Genomic DNA, 15,017 nt, shown 5'->3' with positions numbered 1-15,017 from the left:
CCAATGGCATGGCGACCAGAACAGATCCCGGATCAACGCGGCCGCACCTTCGTGGTGACGGGTGCCAACGGCGGGCTCGGCGAGATCACCACCCGCGTCCTCGCGGACAAGGGTGCCAGCGTGGTGATGGCATGCCGAAACGCGCAGAAGGCACAGTCGGTCGCCGACGGGATCGACGGCGATGTCCGTGTCGAGCAGCTGGACCTGGCTGACCTCAGTTCGGTCCGCGAATTCGCCGCGCGGCAAGGCCCGTTCGACGTCCTCGTCAACAACGCGGGGCTGATGAACATCCCGTTCAGCCGGACAAAGGACGGATTCGAGACACAGTTCGGGGTAAACCACCTCGGCCACTTCGCGCTGACCGGTCTGCTGCTCGACAAGATCGCCGATCGGGTGGTGACCCTGTCGAGCATTGCCCATAAACAGACGCCGAAGTTGTGGATCGACGACCTCAACTACGAGAAACGGCGCTACCAAAGGAATTTGGCGTACGCTCAGTCAAAGTTGGCCAATCTGATGTTCGCCCGTGAGTTGCAGCGCCGGCTCACTGCAGCCGGGTCGGCCAAACGATCGTATGCGGTGCATCCCGGTGTGTCGGGCACCGACCTGTTCACCAGGACCGAAACGATCCTGGACCTGTTTGCCAAACACGGCGCACGGCTGGTGGGACATCCGCCGGAGCTGGCCGCACACTCAACGTTGTTCGCCGCGACGATGCCCGACGCCGATCCAAATATCTACTGGGGCCCAACCGGTTTGATGCAGGCGCGCGGCCCGGTGAAGCCGTCGCCGTCGAGCCGGCTGTCGCAGAATCAGCAGCTGTGGCGTCGGCTCTGGGAGGAGTCGGAGAAGATGACCGGGGTCACCTACGCGATCTGAGTGCAGCTCGGCGCTACGCCAGCGAGTGTGCACACACCGCGCCGAGAGTGAAGCCACTGCGTTGATCGTCGACAAAACGCGCAGTCAGCGCACACTGGATGCGGTCAGCGCACACTCGAAGACCGGCTCGCCGCGCCTAGGGACCGGGCGGTATCGCGCGGGCGTCGGGCGCCTGCGTTCCGGTCTTCGGGCCGATATCGGAGACCTGCCACCTGCCGTCGACCTTGTTGAGGGTGGCCTGTAGCAGGATCAGCGAGACGCGTGGCTGTGGGTGCTGCAGGTTACGGGTCTTCTGGCTGGCCGACACGACCACCCACCGGAGCGTTTCAAGATAGTCCTGCTGCTCGCGCGGGCTGAAGAAATCCCATGTGCCGGTGGATGATCCGGTGCCCCGCACGTCGACCACCAATATCGCGTAGCCGCGCGGAACCAGCGTGCGATTGGTGGCCTACACGTCGAGGGCCCCGCCGGCGGGAGTATGTAGCAGGTCTCTGGCGCCGAAGCGCTGGCAGTCCGACGACGTGATCCGTTGTGCTGCGCGCTCTGCGGTGCGAGCGAGCAGCGCAACGTAGCGATTGCCCAACCTGTTATAGGAGGTGAAATTCACGACCACGGGCAACGGTTCGGCCACGGGCGTCGCCGGATGGCGTGCGGGCCGGAACAGGTCGGCGCACAGCACGACGCCGTCCGACATCGGGATGGCAATCGTGGTATCGCGATGGATCGCTGGATATTGCTGCGGGCCGATGTCGAACCGTGTGTCGGGCGCCAGCGGTGGCACCGGGTCAGGCGAAAGCGGTTTGCCCACAAGAAGAATCCTTCATCGTGGTGATCGATGACGGCACTGTCAGTGATGAAATGTCTTGTCCTGCAGGAATGTGCCGATTTCGGCCACGGCACGGCGAGCGGGCTCCAGCACCGGCGCGGCCGCCTGGAAGACATGGAACTGCCCCTCCCAGATCTGTAACTGGTGCGGCACACCGGCGACCGCCAGTTGTCCGGCCAAAACCAGGCTGCCCGGGTAGACGACCTCGCGAGTGCCGACCTGGATCAGCGTGGGCGGAAGGTTGGCCAGCTCGTTCAGCGGCAGGTAACGGTCGGCGTCCGGCCCGCCGTCGGAGAGCATCCGCCAGATCGCGCGAAGTGCGGGAGCGGTGAGCAGCGGATCGTCGAAGTCGATGAGACTCGGCGCCTCCGCATCCACCGATGTCACCGGCGATATCACCACGACCGCACCGGGGCGGCCCAGGCCGAGGCGCTGGACCGCGAGTGCCGTCGCCAGCGCCAGGTAGCCGCCGGCCGAGTCGCCGACGATGCTGATGTCGCCCGGTGCGTGCCCCCTGGCGAGAAGTTCCCGGTACCCGTCGACCGCGTCGTCGAGCGCCTCGGCCAGCTTGGCCTTCCGCAGTTGGCGGTAGCAGACGGCGAGCGCGGTTGACGCGGCCGCGCGTGCGATATCGGCCGCCAGCCTGCGATGGGTGTTGAGCCCGCAGGTGATGAAGCCGCCACCATGCAGGTACAGGATTGCGTCGCCGGGGCGGGCGGATACCGGTGTGATCATCTCGGCGGGGCAGTTTGGCAGCCGCACGGCGCGGCGGTAGGTGTGTCGTGGCCGCAGCAGCAACCGCGCCATCGCGTCGACTGCTCCGAAGGGCCACGGTCCGTGGGGCCAACGCGCGAACGCGCTGATGACCGGGCGTACGAAGACGGCCAGCGCCGTGGCCAGTACCAGAGACATTGCACCTGGTCCAGGAAATCGGACCACCGCGGATGCCCGTTCGGATGTGGGCTCGGCCGAAACGGCAGTGAGCGACACGTCGATACCCCCCTAAATACCGGACTGACTTGTCAATCCGCTCTAGTGAAGCATGCGATGCGGCCCGCTGTCACGGTTTTGTCGGTCAGAGATCGGCGTCCGCGGGATTGAGGGCCAGGCCCGCGCGCAGGAAGTCGGTGAACTGATCGATGACGTGGTCGATACCACCGGGCAGGGGAGCGCCGCCCTGTCCGGGCAGCAACACCACCAGGCTCAGTGCCACCAGGCACTCGCCGATCACCCGGGTGTCGATGCCGGGCCGCAGATAGCCCGCCGCCACGCCGTGGTCGATGTGCTGTTGCGAGGTCTTCGCGAACGAGTCGAAGATCTCGACGACGCGCGCGGTCAGCGCTTCGTCGATGGCTGCGGCGTCGAACACGATCAGCGACATCAGCCGATCGTTGGTCAGCGAGAACTCGTGCAGCGCGCGCAGCGGAGCCGCCATGGCCTCCAGGAAGTCCTCGAGGTTGTCGGCCGGTTCGTCCGACGGCAGTAGTTGGGGTCCCAACGACTCAAGCCCGAAATCGATTGTGGCGTCCAGGATCTCGCGCTTGTTGGCGAAGTAGTTGTAAAAGGATCCGTGGCTGAGCCCGGCGGCGCTGGTGATGTCGGCAACCGAGCTGTTGCGGTAACCGCGGCTGGTGAAGACGTCGAAGGCGGCTTGGGTCAGCTGCATTCGACGGTCCTTGATCGTGCGTGGGCTCATCGCTTGCCCTGCCACTCCGGGGCGAGCAGGGCATGCTCGGCAAGGTCGATGATGGCGCCGCGGTACCGGGCACGAGTCTCTGCGGTGGCGCGTCCGAGGACCTCCTGCAATCCCGGCGGCAGCAACATTTTCGTCGCGAAATGGCCAAAGACCTCGGGATCGACTCCCGGGCGAAGGAACCCGGCATCCTGCGCGTCCTCGCACAGCCGAACCGCCATGCGCGCCACGGTGGCCTCCAAGCCGAGCATCCGCATTTTGAGTTCCTCGTCGATGGCGCCGGCTTCCACCAGCACCAACGAAAGCAGTTCGGGGCGGCGGTCGAAGGTGTCGGTCAACGCGTCGAGCGCGGCATCGATACGGGCGATCATGTCGGCGGGCGACTTCAGCGGTTTGTCGGGGTGCAGCACCGGATGCACGACGCCCATCAGTTCCTCGACGGAATAGTCGAAGACCAGATCGAGCAGTTCCCGCTTACTCGGCACGTAGCGATAGAGGGTGCCCTGCCCGATGCCGGCATCGGCGGCGATGTCGGCCATCGTTGTGGCGTGGTAGCCGCGTTCGACGAACACCGCCACCGCGGATTCGATGATCTGTGCCCGGCGGCGCTCTTCCAGTCCCGGGGTCGGGGGACGGCCGCGACCGCGACGTGGAGCATCGGTGGCGACGGCTGCGGCATCGGCGACAGCGCCGCCGTGGTCTGAACTGGGCGTCACCGTGACCTCATCTGTACCGGGCGGCTGAACCGGGCGATGTTGCAAACTCGATGCAGGGCTAGAGGAACACTCCCAGAATTAGCCGACTGATCCGTCAGGCACCTAATCTAATATAACACGATGGGTACACCGCACTCGGTGATAAGGGTACGACGATGACCACCGCCGGCGAAGGTTCTTCGATCGCCACGTCGCGGGTGAGTCGCGGCGCCGCACTGGGCAAGCTTGCCGCCAAGCAGACGCTGCGGCGGGTCATCGTCAAGGCGGGCACGATCGCCGTGTCGGAGACTCGACGGGAGCAGTTGCTCAACCAGGCAGATCAACGGATGGCACGCGATTTCGCGGCCGTTTTGGGTCAAATGCGCGGTGCCGCAATGAAAATCGGCCAGATGCTGTCGGTCATCGACCTGGGCATCGTCGACGAGCGGTCTCAGGAAGCGTTTCGTCGTCAGCTCTCCCGGCTGCAGGCTTCGATCGACGCCATGCCGTTCGAAACCGTCCGTCCGGTGATCGAATCCGAGCTCGGGCCCGTCGACAAATTGTTCGCCTCGTTCGACACCGATGCATTCGCCGCGGCGTCGATCGGTCAGGTCTATCGTGCCCGCACTCACGACGGTCGCGATGTCGCGGTGAAGATCCAGTACCCGGGTGTGCGCTCGGCCGTCCGCGCGGATCTGAAGAACCTGGCGTTGTTCCTGCGGATGTGGAAGTCGACGGTGCCGACCGTCGCCGCCCAGGACTTTCTCGAGGAGATCACCGACGGGCTTTCCAGCGAACTGGATTACCGCCAGGAATGCGCCAATCAGGCCCGCCTCGCGGAGCGGTTTCATGATCACCCCTTCATCCATGTGCCGGCCCCGGTCGAGGAGCTGTGCTCGGACTCGGTGCTCACCACCGAATTCGTCGAGGGGATGAACGCGCAGCAGGTCGCGCAGTTGCCTTCCGAGGAGCGCGACCGCGTCGGTGAGATCATCTACCGCTTCTACATCGGATCACTGTTTCAGGACTGCGAATTCAATGGCGACGCTCATCCGGGAAACTTCGTGTACATGCCCGACCGACGGGTTGCCTTCCTGGATTTCGGTCTCTACAAACAGATGTCGCCGGAAGCCGTCGCCATGGAGCGACGGGCCGCGCAGTTGTGCAGCGCCGCAGACGGCGAAGGGTTGCGCGAGCTGTTGATGGAAGCCGGTGTGGTCAGGCCGAATTCGAGTGTCACCGCCGAGCAGTGCCTGCAGTACACGCTTGACGCGGCCGGCTGGAATTTCGTCGACGAGTATGTCGTCGTCGAGCCGATCGACGTCAGCTCGGCGATGCTGGGTGTGGTGAGCCCCGCGACGCGCTCGTTCCAGTCGATGCGCAGCGAGCGCCTACCGCCGGAGCATCTGTTCTCGCGACGCCTTGACTTTCTCGTATTCGGCACAATCAGCCACATTGGAGCGGGTGGTAACTGGTATCGCATTGCCTCCGAATGGATTTACGACACGCCACCGGCCACCCCGCTCGGGGTTGCCGAGGCACAGTGGCGTTCGCGGCGCAAGGCGTCGTAGCGCGAGCAGACTCTACTTCTCGTAGATGTAGTCGTCGAGATCGAAGGTCTTCGACGCCCGCGTGGACTGGTAGGCGGTGGTGGGGCGTAAGAACGAGAAGTCGCCGTTGCGGTCCAGGTAATAGCTGTTGGAGCCGACGCACGCGGCCCCGTGCATGAGCGTCTCGGAGCCTCGCTTGCTGACGAACTGATGGAATCGGTCGTTGGCTGCTGTCGAGATTTCCACCGCCGTGGCACCGCGGCGCAGGGCCTCGTCGATAACCCGCAGCGCATGCCGGGACGCATTCTCCACCATGACATGCCACGAACTACCCGACCACGAATACGGACCGAAAATCATGAACGTGTTCGGCAGACCGGGCATCGAAACCCCTTCGTACGCCGCGGCGCGTTGCGTCTCGTAGAAAGCGGCGAGATCGAAGCCGTTGCGGCCCTTGACGGGACGGCGCTGATAGACGATCGGGCTGTTGGACATCTCGAATCCGGTCGCCAGCACCAGCGTGTCGATCTCGCGGTGCCGGCCGTCGCGGGTTCGGATTCCAGTCGGGGTGATGCATTCGATCGCCTCGGTGATCAGCGAGACGTTCTCTTCGGTGAAGGTGCGGTAGTAGACGTTGGACACGCTGGGGCGTTTGCAGCCGAAGCCGTAGTCGGGCGTGAGTCTGCGGCGCAGCTCGCGATCGCGAACCTGCGTGAAGAGGTAGGCGCGGCAGCCCCACTCCGGGATCTTCGCCAGTGGGGCGATCTGCTTGCCGTACACGGTGATTCCGACCAGGCCGAGCTCGACGAAGCCGGCTACGACACCGCGGATCGCGCTCTGCAGGAACGGCAGATACTTGAACGCCACCTGTACGGGTCTGGGGATCGCGAAGTCCGGTTTGGCGAACACCCAGATCGCCCGCCGCTGATAGACGTCGAGCTGCGCGGCGGTCCGAGCCAGCTGCGGGACAACCTGCACCGCCGTCGCGCCGGTGCCGATCACGGCCACCCGCTTGCCGGTCAGATCGGCGTCGTCATCCCACGCCTGGGTCTGGATCACCCGCCCGGAGAAATCCTCCAGCCCGGGGATGTCCGGCACTCGCGGTTCGACGAAAGCGCCGAGCGCGGTGATGACGAACCGCGCGGTCACCGTCGTGCCGTCGCTGAGCGTCAGAATCCAGTAGTGGTTGTCCTCATCCCATTCCCGGCGCATCACTTCGGTGCGCAGTCGTAGGTGCTCGCGTAGCCGGTACTTGTCGGCGAGATGCGCGATGTAGCTCTGCACCTCGGACCCCTTGGGGAAGGTCCGCGACCAGGACGGGTTCTTCTCGAACGAGAATTGATAGACGATGCCGGGAATGTCAACGGCGACATCGGGATAGCGGTTAGTGTGCCACGTGCCGCCGATGTCGTCGGCGCGTTCGAAGATGGTGAACGCGGTATAACCGTTCCGCCGCAGTTGAATTGCCGCGCCGAGGCCCCCGATGCCGCCGCCGATGATGGCGACGAGCATATCGGGCTGACGCCGGGCGGTGGTCGTGACGTCGGCTCGTGCTTCGGTGACGGTCACGGGGCAGCTCGCAGGTTGGCGTCGATGCGCGCGTCGTACTGGGCGCGGGCGTCGCGGTCGATCGGCCCCATCGTGCGGTCGGCGTTGACGATGCGACGGCCCAACAGCCACAGCCGTTCCGGGACCAGGTTCGCCGCGGCGAGCAGCGGCGTCATCCCGATCGGCGCGCCGGCCAGTGGTGGACGGCTGCGCACCGTGGCGACGATGCGCCGCGCCACCATCGACGGGGGGATAACGCCGAACCGGATGAAGCCCAACGGGATTCCATCGACCAGTTGGGTGTTGACCGCCGAGGGCAGCACTGCGGTGACCGAGACGCCGTGCGGACGGATCTCCTCGCGAAGGCTGCGACTGAAGGCGAGCGCGGCGTGTTTCGACGCGGTGTAGGTGGCTAACCCGGGGGAGTGCAGCCGCCCCGCCGCGGAGGTGACGTTGACGATGTGGCCGCGGCCACGGCGGATCATCCGCGGCGCGAGAATACGCGCGGCGTGCATGTGGGCAAAGACGTTGACGTCGAAGGTCGTTGCGCTGACCTCCTCGCGCTCGTCGAGAAACGGGCCGATCGGCATGATGCCGGCGTTGTTGACCAGCACGTCGACGGCTCCCAGGTCGCGCTCCGCCGCGTCGACGAACTCTTCGAAGCTGTCACGCTCGGTGACGTTGACCTGGTAGCCACGTGCTTGCGGCCCGATGGCGCCCGCAGCGTCTGTAGCCGCCGCCCCGTCGAGGTCACCGATTGCCACCCGGGCACCGCGCTTGGCGAACCGCTGTGCGGTAGCCAACCCAATCCCGCGGGCGGCGCCGGTGACGGCGACCACCGCGCCGGTCAGCGGGATCTCCGGATACGCGCGTGTCATCCCGCCTCCCCGAGCGCCGACGCGACGGCGGGATGCCACTCGTAGTCGTCGAACGGGTACGACGCTGCGGCGCGCCGGGATTGGATCGCGGTGGTGGGCCGGATATACGGCATATCACCTTGGGAGTTGACGTAGTACGTCCGCAGCCCCCGATTGCGAACATTGAAGTAGTGCTGGATGTTTCGGCCTTGGTGGCGGATCTTGCGGTGGTAGTCGCGCTGTGCGCTCGCGGAGATTTCCACCACGCCCACGCCACGACGGTTGGCCTCGGTGATGGCGCGGACGGCGTGTTGCGCCGACGACTCGACCATGAAGTGCCAGCCGGTGCCGGTCCAGGAGTACGGTCCGACCAGCATCCACCGGTTCGGCAGCCCGTGCACGGCGACACTCTCGTAGGCCTGCAGTCGGTTCTCGGCGTAAAACGCGCCGAGGTCAAACCCGTTGGCGCCCACCACCGCTCCGCGGCGGTACGTCTCGGGATCGGAGAACAACTCGTAGCCCACGGCCAGCACCAACGCATCGAGTTCGATGGTCCGCCCGTCAGCCGTGCGGACGCCGTCGGGGGTGATCTCGGTGACGGCGGCGTCCACGAGGTCGACGTTGTCGCGATTGAACGCCTGCAGGAAACTGTTGGACAACGTCGGCCGCTTGCCCAGTACGCCGTAGCGGGGAAGCAGGGCGCGTCGGGCATGCGAATCACGGACGACGGCGCGCAGGTACCCCCGATACAACGCCCGCGCTCCGCCGTCCATGACGACCATCGCGGCATTGGCCAGCCGTGGCGGCGTGTACACCAGCATCCTGGTCAGCATCTCGACCAATCCCAGCGCCGTGGCATGCAAAACCGTTTGGGTGGTTGGGGATCCGACGAGCGGGCGCAGAGCCGGGCCGATGCGGAAGTCGGGCTTGGGTAGGCACCACACCGGCGTCCGCTGGAACACCGTGAGAGTGGCCACGCGGGGAGCGATGGACGGGGTGATCTGCACCGAACTGGCACCGGTGCCGATGACGCCGACGCGCTTGCCGGTCAGGTCATAACTGTGGTCCCACGCGGTCGGACGGAGCACCTTGCCGCGGAACGACTCGAACCCCGGGATGCCCGGATCGATTTTCGGGTTGATGAACGCACCGATCGCGCTGATGACGAACCGAGCCGTGATCGTCTCGCCGGAGGCCGTGTACAGCCGCCACAGCTGAGCGCCGTTGTGCCACACTTCCTTGACGACGTCGACGCCGAACCGGATGTGCGGGAAGAGCCCGTGCTGACGGGCGACGCCAATGTGGTACTCCTTGACCTCGGCGCCGAGCGGAAACATTCGAGACCAGTTGCGGTTCTTGGCAAATGAGTACTGGTAGGTGAAGCACGGCACGTCGACCCCGATGCCGGGGTAATCGTTGTCGCGCCAGCTGCCGCCCAGCTCGCTCGCCCGTTCCAGGATGACGAAGTCGTCGTTCCCGGCCTGTTTGAGCCGGGCTCCGGCGGCGATGCCGCCCGGGCCGGCGCCGATGATGGCGACGTTGTAGTCGGGCGACGGATGCATTGAACCCCCCGGGAAGCGGTAGACAAGACGCCCACAAATAATCAGACTGATATGTCATTCTGTCAAGATGTCGGCGCCGAAAGCGGCGTGACCACGGCAACTGGCGTGGTGGATTAGCATTGCCTCGTGTCGACGGGCGTATCTACAGGTCGTGGGCGCCTGCCGGAACTGACGGGAGACGCCCGGGTCGACCGCTGGCGCGAGCATCGCGCCGCAGTGCGGGCGGAACTCATCGAGTCGACACTGCGCGCCATCGACGAGTACGGCCCGGATCTGTCCATCGATGACGTGGTCAGGACCGCACAGATACCGCGGCCCAAGCTGTACCGGTTCTTCGACGACAAAGACGCGCTGTTCGCTGCGGTCGGCGAGCGGGTACAGGAGATGGTCATCGAGCGGGTGATGCCTCAGTTCGACCTGACCGGCACCGCGCTGGACTTCGTCCGCTCGGCCCTGATCGCCTATATCGATCTCGTCGACGAGCGGCCCAACATCTTTCGCTTCCTGGTGAATTCGCATTTCACCGAAGGCCGTTCGCCCAGCTCGTTGATCGACAGTGGCCGGCCGCTGTCGGACGCCATCGCCGAAGTCGTCGGGGCCGTGCTGCGTGCGCGCGGGGGCCGGGACGACGAACTCGGGTACGTGATCGACGCGGAGCTCGGCGCGGTTGGCCTTGGCGTGCTGCGTTGGCTGAACAACCCGACCATCGACAAGGACGCGCTTGTCGAGGAATTGACCACATTCATCTGGGGCGGGTTCTCGGCGGCCGCCGCGTCGCGTGGCGTCGTCCTCGACCCCGACGAACAGCTGTTATCGGCTGACGACATCGATTAGGTAGAGGATTCGAGCCACTATTTGGCCACAATCCTCGACCCAAAGCCATTGCGTCCCTGAGTCCCACCGTCGGCTTGCCAATTTCGCCAATCCCTTGTGCCTGTCTGGCGGCGGACGTACAGTACTCGATACCCACAGTACTAGCTACTGAGTGTTCGAGAAAGGGCGCGGGCATGGCGAGCAACGTGGCAGTCAAGTCCAGGTATCCGAAGACCAGGCGGATCCGCTTCCAGTTCGGTGAGAACGACTCGTCCGGGAAGTACTTCGTCAACGACGACATGGTGTTCAGCCACTTCGTCGCCGGACTGTCGGGCGGCTTTCCGCCCGGCGAGGAAGCGTTCATCCGCTCGGTGCGTCGATTCGCCGATCAGATCACCGACCCGGTGTTGAAGAAGCGGGTGGCCGGATTCATCGGGCAGGAATCCATGCACGGGCAAGAACACCGCCGGCTTAACGAGCGGCTCATCGACATGGGCTACGGCATCGAATGGTTCGATCGTGACTCAGTCATCCAGGCACAAAAGCGATTTGAGCAGAGAATCAAAGACCACACGCACTTGGCCATGACCGCGGCCGCCGAGCATTACACGGCCGTCCTGGCGCAGCGGGTGCTATCCAGCGATGAGGTGCAGGCGATCCCGGGTGAGCCGGAAGTGTGGAACCTGCTGAACTGGCATGCGCTCGAAGAGTTGGAGCACAAATCAGTCGCCTTCGATGTCTACCGCGCGACGGGCGGTTCGGAGGCCCGCCGAATTGCGGTGATGGCGACGATGATTGCGCTCACATTCCCGTTCACGCTGTCCGCATTGGCGGTGTCGGTGGCGCGTGACCCGCAGGCCCGGCGTCAACCGGTGCGGCTGGCTCGCGAGGCATACCGGCTGTTCACCGGTCCGCTGTTCAAGGGTCTGATGCCCGAACTCGCAAAGTACCTGCGCCCCGGATTTCATCCCGACGACATCGACACCTCGGCGCTCCTCGAACGTTGGCAGGCCGAGCTTTTCGGCGCCGACGGCGCCCTGGTCGACCACCTGAAATAGCCGATAGATCAAAGGAGACGAGCCATGGTTGCTCAACAGGCGGTCGCCGCCCGCAACGGCGAGGCATCTCCGAGCACATACCCGAAGGTGCGGCGAATCCGGTTCCGGTTCGGCGAGCCCACGCCGATGAACCGGCACTTCGTCGAGGGAAACATCCCCTTGACCCACCTCGTCGCGATACTGTCGGGAGCCTTTCCGCCAGGCGAGGAGTCGTTCATCCGGTCGGTGCGCAAATTCGCCGACCAGATCACCGATCCGGTGCTGAAGAAGCGGGTGGCCGGGTTCATCGGTCAGGAGTCCGTGCACGGCCAGGAGCACCGCCACCTCAACGAGAAGCTGATCGATATGGGCTTTCCGCTGGTGCGCTTCTTCATGTTCGACCACGACAGCCGACGGCAACGGGCGTTGATGCGCATCGAGAACATGGTCCCGGCGAAGGTCCACCTGGCGTTCACCGCGGCGGCCGAACACTACACGGCGACGCTGGCCGAGCGCCTATTCCTCGACGAGATGCAGGCCATCCCAGGCGATCCCGAGGTATGGAATCTGCTCAACTGGCACGCGATGGAGGAGCTTGAGCACAAGTCCGTCGCGTTCGACGTGTACCGCCATGTCGGCAGGCCGGAATGGATCCGCATCGGCGTGATGGGAATCATGTACGTGCTCACGCTGCCGCTCGTGACGGTCGTCGTCATGGTGTCGATTGCCACCGATCCCCGCGGATGGCGGCCGTTCAAGGTACTGCGCCAGACCTACGGAATCTTCCGCGGGCCCTTGGTCAAAGGATTGATGCGCGATCTGCGCGTCTACATGAAACCGGGGTTCCATCCCGATGACGTCGACACCACAGCGCTGCTGGACAAGTGGCGCAAGGAATTGTTCGGTACGCAGGGCGCGCTCGTCGGCCATCTGAAGTAGCGGGGGAATCCATTGACCACGAGCATCGATATCGAAGAAGCGCCGACCGCCGAGAGAGTGACACCCGACCACGAGGTGATCATCGTCGGGGCCGGGTTCGGTGGAATCGGCGCAGGTATCGCCCTGCAGCGCAGAGGCATTCACGACTTCGTGATCGTCGACAAATGGGATCGGGTAGGGGGCACCTGGCACGCCAACACCTACCCGGGCGTCGCGGTGGACATTCCGTCGTTCATCTACAGCTTCTCCTACGAACAACGAGGCGATTGGTCAAGGGTGTTCGCCCCGGGCGAAGAGCTTCGGGACTATGCCGACGACATGGTGGACAAGTACTCGCTACGTGAGAAGCTGCGTCTGAACACCACCATCACCTCGGCGGTGTTCGATGAGCATAACAGCCTGTGGCGGTTGACAACTGATGGCAATGAGGAAGTCACGGCCCGGTTCGCGGTGATGGCGGTCGGCGGGTTGGAGCGGCCGAAGATGCCCGACATTGCGGGCCTCGACGATTTCGCTGGCACGCTCATGCACACCGCTCTGTGGGACCACGACGTCGCGCTGGCCGGGAAACGTGTGGCGGTGATCGGCACCGGCGCGACGTCCTTACAGTTGGTGCCGGCCATCGTCGACGAGGTCGAGCACCTCACCGTCTTTCAGCGGACACCGATCTGGGTGTTCCCGAAATTCGACATGGAGATCACCGGCCTCAGCCGGTGGGTCATGGAGCGCAAGCACATTCGCTCCGCCGTCCGGTTGATCGGAACCGTCGCCACCGAGGTCGGGATGAGCGGCATGCTGACCGGCCCGTCGTGGCTGATGAACCTCAGCCGACAGGCGGCCGAGGTGCCCACCCGCGCCTGGAGGGAAGCCAGGTCAAGGATCCGGTGACCCGGGAGAAGCTGATTCCGCGGTACGGGCTCGGCTGCAAGCGTCCGTCGATGTCGAACGAGTACCTGAAAACGTTCAACCGCGACGACGTCAGCCTGGTCACCGAAACGATCGAGTGCATCACGCCCGACGGTGTGCGTACGGTCGACGGCGTCGAGCACAAGGTGGACGTGCTGATCTGCGCGACGGGCTTCAAGCTGTGGGACAAAGGAGCGGTGCCGCCGTTCCCCGTCATCGGACGCGACGGGCTGGACCTCGGCACGTTCTGGGATGAGCAGAGATTCCAGTCGTACCAGGGTGTTTCAGTGCCCAGATTCCCGAACATGTTCACCATCACCGGTCCGTACGGATTCGTGCTGGGCTCCTACCTGTGGATGATCGAGGCGACGTCGGCGCATCTTTCTCGCGCCATCGCCGAGGCAAAGCGTCTGGGCGCGACGGTGTGTGAGATCCGTCAGGAAGCCCATGACGAGTATTTCCAGAAGTGCCTGAAGCGCCAGGAGCGCAACTTCTTGTTCACCGATACTTGCGCGGGGTCGAACACCTACTATCTGGATCATCACGGCGATTCCCCGTTCCGGCCGTCCACGCACGGCGAAATGTACTGGCACAACCGTCATTACGATTTGAATGTCTATCGCTATAGCGCCCCGGACGCGTTGCCGTCCGAGTCGTCGGTCGTGGGTGTGAAGGAGAACGCGTGAAGCTCAACAGACTTCAACCGCGGTTGGTGGTGGTAACCGGCGCCGGCAGCGGTATCGGCCGAGCCACGGCCATCCGGTTCGCCAAGCAGGGCGCGCACGTCGTCGTCTCCGATATCGACCTCGATGCCGCCAAGGCCACCACGGCGATGATCCGCGGCTACGGGCACCGGGCATCGGCGGCACGCCTCGACGTCACCGATCCCGACGATTGGGAGGCGTTTGCCCGTAACGTGCTCGCTGACCACGGCTTCACCGATGTGCTGGTCAACAACGCCGGAATGGTGGTGGGCGGGCCCTTCCTGGAGCTGAGCCCCGCGGACTGGGAGCACCAGCTGAGTGTGAACCTGATGGGTGTGGTGCACGGCTGCCGGGTGTTCGGTGCGCAGATGGTCGAGCGGGGCGGCGGGCATATTGTCAATATCGCGTCGGCGGCGGCGTTCACGCCGACACCGGTGATGGCGCCGTATTCGGTGTCCAAGGCCGGGGTGAAGATGCTGACCGAATGTCTGCGCCTTGAGCTGGGCCCCAAGGGAATTGGCGTGAGTGCGATCTGCCCCGGGGTGATCAACACCAACATCGGCGAGCACGCGGTCACGGTCGGCGTCGATCAGGAGCTCCTCGACCGTGGCTTGCAGGTCCAGCGCAGACTTCAGGAGTTCGCCGAGCAGTTGCCGTTCGCGCCGATGAGCCCGAACCTGGTGGCGCGCGCCGTCACTCGCGCGGTGCGGTTCGACCTGGCCGTCGTGCCCGTGCGCACCGAGGCGTGGCTGGGCTACTTCATGCTGCGCATTGCGCCGGGTGTCAATCGGCGGATGGCCCAACCATTTTCGGTGGAGTTCTTGGAGAAGGCCGGTGCTCGACTGCTCGAGCGTTTCGGGCATTACCTGGATTCCACTCCGCCGCCTGCCAAATTGCCAGAGTCCGCGGTGCCTGCCGCCAGAGTCCACGAGTAGAGCGCGATGGCTGGAAATGTGCCCGACGCGTGCTTGCGATTTGGGCGTAGCTTCCCTTGTCTTTCGGGGACGC

Annotated in this window: 14 protein-coding genes and 1 pseudogene; 7 read left to right on the top strand and 8 right to left on the bottom strand. The window is 64.8% G+C overall.

The window, feature by feature from the left end; all coding sequences use genetic code 11:
• Positions 1-3: 3 nt before the first annotated feature.
• Positions 4-879, top strand: a complete 876-nt coding sequence (locus CWS39_RS18520) for an oxidoreductase (RefSeq protein ID WP_102144396.1) — start codon at positions 4-6, stop codon at positions 877-879.
• Between the two features lie 136 nt (positions 880-1,015).
• Here CWS39_RS18520 and CWS39_RS18515 read toward each other — a convergent pair whose 3' ends face one another.
• From CWS39_RS18515 to CWS39_RS18495, 5 genes are all read right to left on the bottom strand, one after another.
• Positions 1,016-1,312: a CocE/NonD family hydrolase gene (locus tag CWS39_RS18515; protein ID WP_102144395.1), complete on the bottom strand. Its 297-nt coding sequence runs from the start codon at positions 1,310-1,312 to the stop codon at positions 1,016-1,018.
• A gap of 15 nt (positions 1,313-1,327) precedes the next feature.
• On the bottom strand, positions 1,328-1,687 hold the full coding sequence (locus tag CWS39_RS18510) for a hypothetical protein (protein WP_102144394.1): 360 nt from the start codon (positions 1,685-1,687) through the stop codon (positions 1,328-1,330).
• A gap of 39 nt (positions 1,688-1,726) precedes the next feature.
• The gene (locus tag CWS39_RS18505; RefSeq protein WP_102144393.1) at positions 1,727-2,617 is read right to left on the bottom strand and encodes an alpha/beta hydrolase; all 891 of its coding nucleotides are present in this window, start codon (positions 2,615-2,617) and stop codon (positions 1,727-1,729) included.
• A gap of 163 nt (positions 2,618-2,780) precedes the next feature.
• Positions 2,781-3,371: a TetR/AcrR family transcriptional regulator gene (locus CWS39_RS18500; RefSeq protein ID WP_158240372.1), complete on the bottom strand. Its 591-nt coding sequence runs from the start codon at positions 3,369-3,371 to the stop codon at positions 2,781-2,783.
• Between the two features lie 26 nt (positions 3,372-3,397).
• On the bottom strand, positions 3,398-4,114 hold the full coding sequence (locus CWS39_RS18495; RefSeq protein ID WP_158240371.1) for a TetR/AcrR family transcriptional regulator: 717 nt from the start codon (positions 4,112-4,114) through the stop codon (positions 3,398-3,400).
• A gap of 155 nt (positions 4,115-4,269) precedes the next feature.
• Between CWS39_RS18495 and CWS39_RS18490 the strand changes: the two genes are divergently transcribed.
• On the top strand, positions 4,270-5,664 hold the full coding sequence (locus tag CWS39_RS18490; protein WP_102144390.1) for an ABC1 kinase family protein: 1,395 nt from the start codon (positions 4,270-4,272) through the stop codon (positions 5,662-5,664).
• Positions 5,665-5,676: 12 nt separating this feature from the next.
• Here CWS39_RS18490 and CWS39_RS18485 read toward each other — a convergent pair whose 3' ends face one another.
• From CWS39_RS18485 to CWS39_RS18475, 3 genes are read right to left on the bottom strand one after another with little or no spacing between them, the layout of a single operon-like run.
• Positions 5,677-7,155, bottom strand: coding sequence for a flavin-containing monooxygenase (locus tag CWS39_RS18485; protein ID WP_102144452.1), 1,479 nt, complete (start codon positions 7,153-7,155; stop codon positions 5,677-5,679).
• A gap of 53 nt (positions 7,156-7,208) precedes the next feature.
• Positions 7,209-8,069, bottom strand: coding sequence for an SDR family NAD(P)-dependent oxidoreductase (locus tag CWS39_RS18480; protein WP_102144389.1), 861 nt, complete (start codon positions 8,067-8,069; stop codon positions 7,209-7,211).
• On the bottom strand, positions 8,066-9,610 hold the full coding sequence (locus tag CWS39_RS18475; RefSeq protein ID WP_102144388.1) for a flavin-containing monooxygenase: 1,545 nt from the start codon (positions 9,608-9,610) through the stop codon (positions 8,066-8,068). The genes CWS39_RS18480 and CWS39_RS18475 overlap by 4 nt, the downstream gene beginning before the upstream one ends.
• Positions 9,611-9,736: 126 nt before the next feature.
• Here CWS39_RS18475 and CWS39_RS18470 point away from each other — a divergent pair, with 126 nt between their 5' ends.
• The 5 genes and pseudogenes from CWS39_RS18470 (at position 9,737) to CWS39_RS18450 (ending at position 14,944) form a co-directional block, all read left to right on the top strand.
• Positions 9,737-10,444 carry a TetR/AcrR family transcriptional regulator gene (locus CWS39_RS18470; protein ID WP_102144387.1) on the top strand — a complete coding sequence of 236 codons (708 nt, stop codon included), beginning with the start codon at positions 9,737-9,739 and terminating at the stop codon, positions 10,442-10,444.
• Positions 10,445-10,617: 173 nt separating this feature from the next.
• A complete protein-coding gene (locus CWS39_RS18465) occupies positions 10,618-11,481 on the top strand; it encodes a metal-dependent hydrolase (protein ID WP_102144386.1) in 864 nt (287 codons plus the stop codon).
• 24 nt (positions 11,482-11,505) lie between these two features.
• Complete coding sequence (locus tag CWS39_RS18460) at positions 11,506-12,399, top strand: metal-dependent hydrolase (RefSeq protein ID WP_102144385.1); 894 nt, start codon at positions 11,506-11,508, stop codon at positions 12,397-12,399.
• 24 nt (positions 12,400-12,423) lie between these two features.
• Positions 12,424-13,991 (top strand): annotated as a pseudogene (locus CWS39_RS18455) (flavin-containing monooxygenase).
• Positions 13,988-14,944 carry an SDR family NAD(P)-dependent oxidoreductase gene (locus CWS39_RS18450; RefSeq protein WP_102144384.1) on the top strand — a complete coding sequence of 319 codons (957 nt, stop codon included), beginning with the start codon at positions 13,988-13,990 and terminating at the stop codon, positions 14,942-14,944. The pseudogene CWS39_RS18455 and the gene CWS39_RS18450 overlap by 4 nt, the downstream one beginning before the upstream one ends.
• Positions 14,945-15,017: the final 73 nt, after the last annotated feature.

It is taken from the genome of Mycobacterium hubeiense, assembly GCF_002838065.1.
Taxonomy (GTDB): Bacteria; Actinomycetota; Actinomycetes; order Mycobacteriales; family Mycobacteriaceae; genus Mycobacterium; species Mycobacterium hubeiense.
This window is presented reverse-complemented; position numbering and strand designations above follow the sequence as displayed.

Bases quoted from the DNA above. Each gene is read 5' to 3' on its own strand.
- CWS39_RS18475 (WP_102144388.1), bottom strand. From the start codon at position 9,610: ATGCATCCGTCGCCCGACTACAACGTCGCCATCATCGGCGCCGGCCCG.
- CWS39_RS18520 (WP_102144396.1), top strand. From the start codon at position 4: ATGGCATGGCGACCAGAACAGATCCCGGATCAACGCGGCCGCACCTTC.
- CWS39_RS18485 (WP_102144452.1), bottom strand. From the start codon at position 7,155: ATGCTCGTCGCCATCATCGGCGGCGGCATCGGGGGCCTCGGCGCGGCA.
- CWS39_RS18505 (WP_102144393.1), bottom strand. From the start codon at position 2,617: ATGTCTCTGGTACTGGCCACGGCGCTGGCCGTCTTCGTACGCCCGGTC.
- CWS39_RS18480 (WP_102144389.1), bottom strand. From the start codon at position 8,069: ATGACACGCGCGTATCCGGAGATCCCGCTGACCGGCGCGGTGGTCGCC.
- CWS39_RS18500 (WP_158240372.1), bottom strand. From the start codon at position 3,371: ATGCAGCTGACCCAAGCCGCCTTCGACGTCTTCACCAGCCGCGGTTAC.
- CWS39_RS18465 (WP_102144386.1), top strand. From the start codon at position 10,618: ATGGCGAGCAACGTGGCAGTCAAGTCCAGGTATCCGAAGACCAGGCGG.
- CWS39_RS18490 (WP_102144390.1), top strand. From the start codon at position 4,270: ATGACCACCGCCGGCGAAGGTTCTTCGATCGCCACGTCGCGGGTGAGT.
- CWS39_RS18460 (WP_102144385.1), top strand. From the start codon at position 11,506: ATGGTTGCTCAACAGGCGGTCGCCGCCCGCAACGGCGAGGCATCTCCG.